Source organism: Aquabacterium sp., from assembly GCF_004297345.1.
Taxonomy (GTDB): domain Bacteria; phylum Pseudomonadota; class Gammaproteobacteria; order Burkholderiales; family Burkholderiaceae_C; genus Aquabacterium.
Map to the genome: position 1 here is coordinate 1 of NZ_SCTN01000377.1, position 7,897 is coordinate 7,897.

Annotated in this window: 8 protein-coding genes; 7 read left to right on the top strand and 1 reads right to left on the bottom strand. The window is 62.7% G+C overall.

Going from position 1 to position 7,897, the window contains the following annotated elements:
* The 3 genes from EPO09_RS14240 to EPO09_RS14250 all read left to right on the top strand — a co-directional run.
* Positions 1-2,528, top strand: a 2,528-nt coding sequence (locus tag EPO09_RS14240; RefSeq protein WP_290643982.1) for an ImcF-related family protein, incomplete at its 5' end; no start/stop codon positions are given.
* A complete protein-coding gene (gene tagF / locus EPO09_RS14245) occupies positions 2,525-3,511 on the top strand; it encodes a type VI secretion system-associated protein TagF (protein ID WP_290643983.1) in 987 nt (328 codons plus the stop codon). The genes EPO09_RS14240 and tagF, both read left to right, overlap by 4 nt.
* Before the next feature lie 79 nt (positions 3,512-3,590).
* Positions 3,591-4,313 (top strand): OmpA family protein, encoded by a 723-nt coding sequence (locus EPO09_RS14250; protein ID WP_290643984.1) that lies wholly within the window; start codon positions 3,591-3,593, stop codon positions 4,311-4,313.
* A gap of 4 nt (positions 4,314-4,317) precedes the next feature.
* Here EPO09_RS14250 and tssA read toward each other — a convergent pair whose 3' ends face one another.
* Entirely contained in the window at positions 4,318-5,421 is a 1,104-nt protein-coding gene (gene tssA, locus EPO09_RS14255) for a type VI secretion system protein TssA (RefSeq protein ID WP_290643985.1), read from the bottom strand.
* Between the two features lie 196 nt (positions 5,422-5,617).
* Between tssA and EPO09_RS14260 the strand changes: the two genes are divergently transcribed.
* From EPO09_RS14260 to EPO09_RS14275, 4 genes are all read left to right on the top strand, one after another.
* Positions 5,618-6,382: an energy transducer TonB gene (locus tag EPO09_RS14260; protein ID WP_290643986.1), complete on the top strand. Its 765-nt coding sequence runs from the start codon at positions 5,618-5,620 to the stop codon at positions 6,380-6,382.
* A 46-nt stretch (positions 6,383-6,428) separates the two neighbouring features.
* Complete coding sequence (locus EPO09_RS14265; RefSeq protein WP_290643987.1) at positions 6,429-7,184, top strand: MotA/TolQ/ExbB proton channel family protein; 756 nt, start codon at positions 6,429-6,431, stop codon at positions 7,182-7,184.
* Positions 7,185-7,201: 17 nt separating this feature from the next.
* Positions 7,202-7,666, top strand: coding sequence for a biopolymer transporter ExbD (locus EPO09_RS14270; RefSeq protein ID WP_290643988.1), 465 nt, complete (start codon positions 7,202-7,204; stop codon positions 7,664-7,666).
* Between the two features lie 84 nt (positions 7,667-7,750).
* A partial coding sequence (locus EPO09_RS14275; RefSeq protein ID WP_290643989.1) for a CoA transferase occupies positions 7,751-7,897 on the top strand: 147 nt, incomplete at its 3' end.

Genomic DNA, 7,897 nt, shown 5'->3' on the forward strand with positions numbered 1-7,897 from the left:
GCGCCTTGCTGGCTGCCTGGACATGGTCCTACATGGGCAACCGTGAACTGGTTGCCCACGTCGAGGCCGATCTGATCAAGGCCCAACAGGTGCAGGACCAACGCGTGGACCTGCAGTCTCGCCTGGAGGCGCTGGAGATCTTGCAGGATCGCCTGGAGCAGATGCAGCGTTATCGCCAGACGAGGCCCTGGTCCATTGGCATGGGCCTGTATCAAGGCCAGGCCATTGAGGCGCGCCTCAAGGAAGAGTATTTCAACGGCCTGCAGGTGGTGATGCTGCAACCTACGGCGCAGGCCATTGCAGCCTATCTGGGGGAGGTCAATGCGCACGCGGCTGACTTGCGTCCCTTGCAGTTCCTGCCCGATCCCAACACCCAGCCTGTGGCCGCTGTGGCGCCGGGCAACGCGGCATCCGGGGTCATCACCGAGAACGCCAACGGCGACCCTGTGGCCGAGGCACCTGCCGCAGGTGCCTCACCTTACGCGAATGCGTCCAGTACCAATGTGACCGAGGCCTACAACGCCTTGAAGGCCTACCTGATGCTGGGTGAGCGCAGCCGCCTGGAGCCAGGCCACATGAGCGACCAGCTCACGCGTTTCTGGCGCACCTGGCTGGACAACAACCGCGGCACCATGCCGCGCGAGCAGCTCATCCAGAAGGCCGAGCGCATCATGTCCTTTGCCATGGCGCAGATGGCTGATCCGACTTTCCCCGAGCAGGAGCTCAATGTCAGCTTGCTGGACCAGACGCGCGACAACCTGCGCAGGGTCATCAAGGGCATGCCGGCACGTGAGCGCGTGTATGCCGAAATCAAGGCCCGCGCTGCCACGCGCTTTGCGCCAGTGACAGTGGCACGACTGGTATCGGATGCCGATCGCCAGGTGGTGGCCGGCGGTTATGCCGTATCCGGTGCGTTCACACGCGAAGCCTGGGACGGTTATGTCAAGGACGCGATCAAGGACGCCGCCAACACCGAACTGCAATCCACTGACTGGGTGCTCAAGACGGCTTCAAGCGATGACCTGACGCTGGAAGGCAGCCCCGAGCAGATCCAGAAATCGCTGACGCAGCTCTACAAAGCGGAATATGTGCGCGAGTGGCAGAAGTTCATGCAGAGCATCAGCGTGCAGGACTTCGCCAGCTTTGATGCTGCGGTGGTCAACATGAACAGGCTGGGTGATCCGGCCAACTCGCCTGTGGGCGTGCTGCTCAAGAACCTGTACGAGCAGACATCCTGGGACAACCCCTCCTTGCTGGATGACAAGCTGGGCGCGGGCAAGCGTTCCTTCATGGAGTGGTTCAAGCAAACCATTCTGGGATCCGCGCCTTCGCAGGTCGCCATCAATGTGGACGTGGATTTGAGCAAGGAGAAAGTCAAGCCCATGGGGCCGATCGGCAAGGAGTTTGCCGGCGTCGGGCGCTTGATGATGCCGCGCGAAGGCGGCGAGCCCATGATCCGCGCCTATCTGGCTTCATTGGCCAAGATCCGTTCCCGCTTCAACCAGATGAAAACGCAGGGCGATCCGGGGCCGGCGTCGAAGCAGTTGATGCTGCAGACGCTGGAGGGCAATGGCGAGCTGGCCGAAGCCTTGAAGCTGGTGGATGAGCAGATGCTCAATGGCATCGGTGATTCGGCTCGCAATACCTTGCGCCCCTTGCTGGTTCGCCCCTTGATGCAGGCCTATGCCGTGATCGTCAAGCCGACCGAGGCCGAGCTCAATCGCGTCTGGATGGCGCAGGTGTTCGAGCCCTATCAGCGCGGTCTGGCAGATAAGTACCCCTTTGATCGAAGCTCGCACATGGAGGCAGCGCCCTCTGAGATCGCCAAGGTGTTCGGTACCGATGGCGTGATCGCCAAGTTCGTGGAGCAGTCGCTGGGTGCCTTGGTGCTCAAGCGGGGGGATGGCGTGTCATCGCGTACCTGGGCAGACATGGGCGTGCGCCTGCGTCCGGAGTTCGTGTCGGGCCTGGGCGCTTGGATGGCACCGCTTAACGGGCAAGGCCCAGGGGCTGGCGCCGGCAACAGCGCTGCCGCACCTGAAGCCCAGACCGTTTTTCAGATCATGCCCTTGTCGGCGCCCGGCCTGACCGAGTACACAGTGGACATCGATGGTCAGGTGATGCGTTACCGCAATGGCGTGGCGAACTGGGCACACTTTGTCTGGCCTGGTTCAGGCACGCCGGGCGTGCACATCACGGGCAATACGCTGGATGGCAAGTCGGTCGAGTTCTTCAATGAGCCGGGGCGCTTCGGGCTGGAGAAGATGATCAATGCCGCCCAACGCAAGCGCATTGACAACCAGACTTTCGAGTTGCGCTGGTCGCAAGCCGGTGTGTCGGTGGGCGTGCAGTTGCGCATCATCTCCAACGCATCGACACCCGCACCTGCTGCGCCGGCTGCCACAGCCAACGGCAATGGCCCGGTGGGCAAGCCTGGTGCGCTGCCATCCATCATTGCAGGCCAGGACGAGGCGGCCAGCACAGCCACCAACAACACGAATAACAACAAGGAAGGGTCGGCATCATGAGCGCGGTGAGCACCTCGACAACGGAGCTGCTGTATTTCGGCAAGGTGCCCTCGCGAGGCGACTTTGTTCGCAGCGCCCAGCATGCTTCGCTCATCGCCAGCCTGGACAAATGGCAGTCGCAGACCATGGACCGGTTGGCGGCGGACCCACGCTGGAAGCTGGTCTATGACGCCGCGCCAGCTACGCAGTTTGCGATTCTGGGTACAGGCAGTTCGGTCGGGTTGGCCGGGCATTGGCTGGCCAGTCAGGATGCATCAGGCCGGCGCTTTCCCTTCATCACGGCCGGTGCGTTCGATCTGCCTCAGGCACGGGATTTCGTGACCGTGGGGCCTTTGGCCATGTCGCGCCTGTGGGCCCGCCTGGAGCAAGTGGCACGGGTGGCTCACGCCGCCGTGGAGCTGGAGCATGCGCAGGCCAGCCTCAATGGCCCGCTGGACGTGGAAGTCAACCTCGCCAGTGCACAGCGCGCGTTCGACGATTTTCTGGAGACGCACACTGTGGCGAGCCTGGAGCAGATGCTGGCGGCCAATGGCACGCGTATCTCCATCCGGCAGGCCACGCTGGCCTTGGGCATGTTGCTGCAGCCGGCCATGGCGCAAGGCGCGGCCAAGCTCACTAAAGTCCTGTGCCTGCCTTTGGTGAGCGATGCCGCCATGCGCGGGGCGGTGGCTTCATGGTGGTTGTCGCTGATCATGGGCTTTTTCAGCCGGCATCCTGTCGAGTTGGGCTTGTTTCTGACCACGCTGGATGGGTGCCCTCATCTGGTCATGGGCTTTCAGGGCGCATCGGCCGCCACGCTGCACGCCGTGGTCGATCAATCCTTGTTGGCAGAGCAGGGCGTGAGCTTGCTGGATGCCGAGTGGGTCGAGGATGAGGTGGACGCCGATTACGGCCTGCGCAAGTTGTCCAACTACCTGCGTGATCCAGGGCTGTCGCTTGCTCAGGCTTTGAGCACCTACCGTGAAGTGTTCCTGGGAGTGTGATGTGAGTCGGTCCAACTTGTCTTTTCGCTTGGGATGGTGCTTGATTCAGGCAGGTGTGTTCTCCGCGTTGTCACCAGCGATGGCTCAGACAGCTGCCCAGGTTCAAGGCCCCAATCAGGTCGTGGTGGCGGGCACGGTGCCCGATGAGGCCACACGGGTGGCCGTGATCTCGCGCATGCGCGAGCTGTATGGTGCCGATCGGGTGGTGGATCAACTCACACTCGGGTCCGTGGTGGCGCCGCCGCAGTGGAACCAGTACGTGAGCAAGTTGCTGTCTCCGTCGATCAAGCAGGTCAGCCACGGGCAATTGAGCATCCAGGGCAATACGGTGAACATCCGCGGTGAAGTGGGCAATGAGGCGGTGCGTCAGCAGATCGCCAGCGACATGGCGCAGTCATTGAACCCGACCTACACGATCCGCAATGGCCTGCGGGTGGCCGTGCAGGAGCAGGCCGTCGTGGACCAGACGCTGGCCAACCGCATCGTGGAGTTCGAGCCCGGCAGCGCCGTGTTGCGTCAGACGGCCTTGCCGATTCTGGACGAGATGGCCGCAGCCATGGGCAAGCTCAAGGGGCGCAAGTTCGAGGTGATCGGGCACACGGATGCCTCGGGGGCGCGTGCAGCCAATGTGAGTTTGTCGCTGGCCCGCGCGCAGTCGGTCAAGGCCTATCTGATCGGCAAGGGGCTGCCTGCCGAGAGCATGGCCATCTCTGGCCTGGGGCCCGATCAGCCTGTGGCATCCAATGCCACGGAAGAGGGCCGGGCCCGCAACCGGCGCATCGAGTTCCGTGTCGGCTCTTGATGCCTCAGGCGCCTTGGCCCTCGTTGTCTTCCAGGCCCAGCAGCTCTTCCAGGTGTGACATGGCGCCCTGGTCTTTGATGACCTTGCGCAGCCATTCATGCAGTGGCATCTCGCCCCATTTGACTGCTTTCTCGGCCAGGTAGGCCACAGGGCTGTGAGGCTCGGTGCGGCGGAAGAAGCTGGCTACTTCACGCAATTGCTGGATCGCTTGAGCACGCGTGCGCAGAGGCCCACCTTGGCCGCCCGCACCATTGACCTTTCGAGCGGCGTCAGGGGTGTCCACATTGGCATCGCCGTTCTGGTCTGGCGTGGCATTTGCCAACTCATCGGCGTGGCCGCCGGCGTCATACAGAGCGCCGGCATCGCGGGCCAAACGCTCCAGTTCATGAATGACCGAAGCGAGTGCCTCCTTGGCTTGCACGAAGCCGGGGCCGTCGGCGCCCAGGTGCCCATCCACAATCTGTTGCCAGGCCAGCAGGTGTGACTCGCACAGGCGGGCTGATTGCAGATTCGCCAGCAGGTGTGCGGCAGGCGTGTCCTTCAGGGCGCGGTTGAACTGTTCTACGGTCAAGGCGTCTGGATTTGATCGAGCCTGCTCATCGTCATCACGGCCTGTCTGCGCCGCGTTCTGCCGAGCGATGGCCAGATCACGCAGGCTGTAGGCCGCGCCTTGGCGCCCTTTGGTGAAGGGCAAGGCGTTGGACAGTGCGACCACGCGGTGCAGCAGCCAGCCGATGTTGCCGATGCGCTCTTCAAAATCGCCGCCGTCAGCCTGAGGATGCAGGTCGGCCCAGTAGCGTTCGCACAGTTGCGAGCACAACTGCAGGCCTTGATCCAGCCCGGCGTAGCCGTGCGTGAGCGCACGGGCTTCTGTCAGCCACATGGCCAGTCGCAAGTCCTTGGTGCGGGTGCTCAGCAAGGTGCTGCAGGCCTGGCTCACGCCGGGCCAGTCTGCTACCTTCAAGGATGTGACCCATTCGCCTTGATCCAGCGTGGGATCGTCCTGGCGTCGCATGTCGGCGATCTGATCGAACTCGGTCGAAAACGACATGTCTTCGCCACATGGCGAGGCGCCTGCGATGGGCGCCAGCAAAGCTTCCAATTCCATAGCTTCCCTGATTCGTAGACGTCGATCATCCCACGAAGCAGGGTGATCATGGCGGGCGCACGCTCCCCCAAGCTGGGGAGAATGGCCGCAGACATGGATAAGATCGACGTTTCGGTCGGTTACATCCGGGTCGATTACTTTCATGAGTCAAGCACTGTCACAACCTCTTACGCAGCTTAGTCAGATGACGCCGCATATGTCCCGGCGCTCGCCCTGGTCGGCCGACCTGAGCTGGCCGCAGCGTGCTTTGCTGATCGCTGTCGTGGTGGTGTTGCATGGCCTGGTGTGGTGGCTGGTTCTGCAAGCGCCCGTCAAGCCCATCGCCCTGCGTGAGCCGATGGTGATCGCCGCACAGTTGTTGCCGGATGCGCCCAGGCTGCTGCCACCCCCACCGCCGCCCGCCCATGCCGAGCCGCTCCGATCGCATCACGAAGGCTTGGCGCCAATGCCTGTGCATGAGCCGGTGGCGCAGCGCAGGCAAGTGGTGGACGCGCCGCCACCGCCGCCTGTGCTGGCCAGCCCCAAGGCTGCGCCTGTCAACGAGCCGGCGGTACCGGTCAGCGAAAACCGGGCGATGACGCCATCGTCCTTGACCACAGCGCCCACTGCCGTGCGGGCACCAAAGGATGTCGCTGGCGAAGCGCCTGCCGGCTCGGAGCATGGCCGCAATGATCCGAAAGACCATACGATCTCGCCCGCCGATTACCTGATCAAGCCGCCCAATGACTATCCCGCTGATGCCTACGACGCGGGGGAGTCGGGTACCGTCAAGTTCGAGGTGCTGATCGACGAAAACGGACGCCCCGAGGATTTCAAAATTCAAAGGAGTTCCGGTTCGCCCAGGTTGGATCGACAGGCCAGACGCAATGTCATGCGTGCGCGCTTCAAGCCTCGCACTGAGAACGGTCAACCCTGGAAGGGGTGGCTGCATGGTCAAATGACGTTCACGGCGCCCGATTGAGTTCCTTGAGCGACAGCGAGCCCGACAACAAGATAGCCCACGCAAGATGAACCCTTCTGCCGTTGCCGCATCCTTGCCGATGCCTGCCGCTTCTGTTCCCGTCCCGACCGAGTTGGGCTTTGTGCACTTCATCGGGCAGACGGATGCGGTCGGCCAGGGCTTGTTCGGGATCCTGGTGCTGATGTCCCTGGTGTCGTGGATCCTGATTGTGACCAAGGGCGTGGCCTTGCTGGGCCGACAGCAACGCAGCAAGGCGTTCTTGCGGGCGTTCTGGAATGCGGATTCGCTGGATGCAGTTCACCACCAGATTCAGGCACAAGGTGTGGCGGATCCCTTCTCGCACTTGACTGCGCATGCCATGCAGGCACAAAGCCACCATGCGCGTTTCGGTGCCTCCAAGCTGGAAGAGGCTGGTAGTGCTCAGGAGTTCCTCACGCGCACCATCAAGAAGGTGCTCGATGAAATCACCATGGACATGGAAAGCGGCTTGAGTGTGCTGGCCACCATCGGGGCCACGGCGCCGTTCGTGGGCTTGTTCGGCACGGTCTGGGGCGTGTACCACGCGCTGTTGGCGATTGGCGCCACAGGTGCTGGTACCCTGGACAAAGTGGCCGGTCCTGTTGGTGAGGCGCTGATCATGACCGGCGTGGGCCTGGCCGTGGCCATCCCCGCGGTGATGGGCTACAACTGGTTGACGCGCAGCAACCGCGTATGGGGCGCCAGGCTGGATGCCTTTGCCTTCGAGTTGTTCACCTTCCTGTCGACTGGCCAGACCCTCAAGGGTTCGGGCAAGGCGAACTGAACGCGGCGGAGCAGGGCATGGCATTCGCAAGCTTCGACGACAAGCGCAGCAGCGCCCCGATGGCCGAGATCAACATGGTCCCGCTGATCGACGTGATGCTGGTGCTCTTGGTCATCTTCATCGTGACGGCGCCTTTGTTGAGCCACTCGGTCAAGCTTGAGTTGCCCAAGGCGAGCACGCAGGTGATGGCGATCAAGGCCGAGAAGGTCGATCTGTCGATTGATGCTGCGGGGACCCGCTATTGGAATGGCCAGCTAATCAGCCGCGAAGAAAGCGTGGCCCGGTTTGCAGTGGAAGGCGCCAAGGCCACCCAGCCTGACTTGCTGCTGCGTGCAGATCAGGCCGTGCCTTACAAGGCTGTGGCAGAGGCGCTTGCGGACGCCTCCAGGGCCGGCTTGACACGAATCAATTTTATGACGGACCCTCAGTTGGCTGCGCCTGTTGTGGCGGCCCCTGTGGCGCCGGCAGCCTCCACCCCGTGATGGCCTCGCAAGATGCTGCACAAGATGCCGTACAAGATCTCGCTCACATCGAGACCTTGACCAGACCTGTCTGAGGACATGACCATGAACACATCCACTTCATCGATCCCGCCTCAGGCGCTGGCTGGTCTCAAAGTGATCGAACTGGGGCAGTTGATTGCCGGCCCCTTTGCAGGCAAGACCTTGGCCGACTTTGGTGCCGACGTGATCAAGATTGAGCCGCCCGCGAGC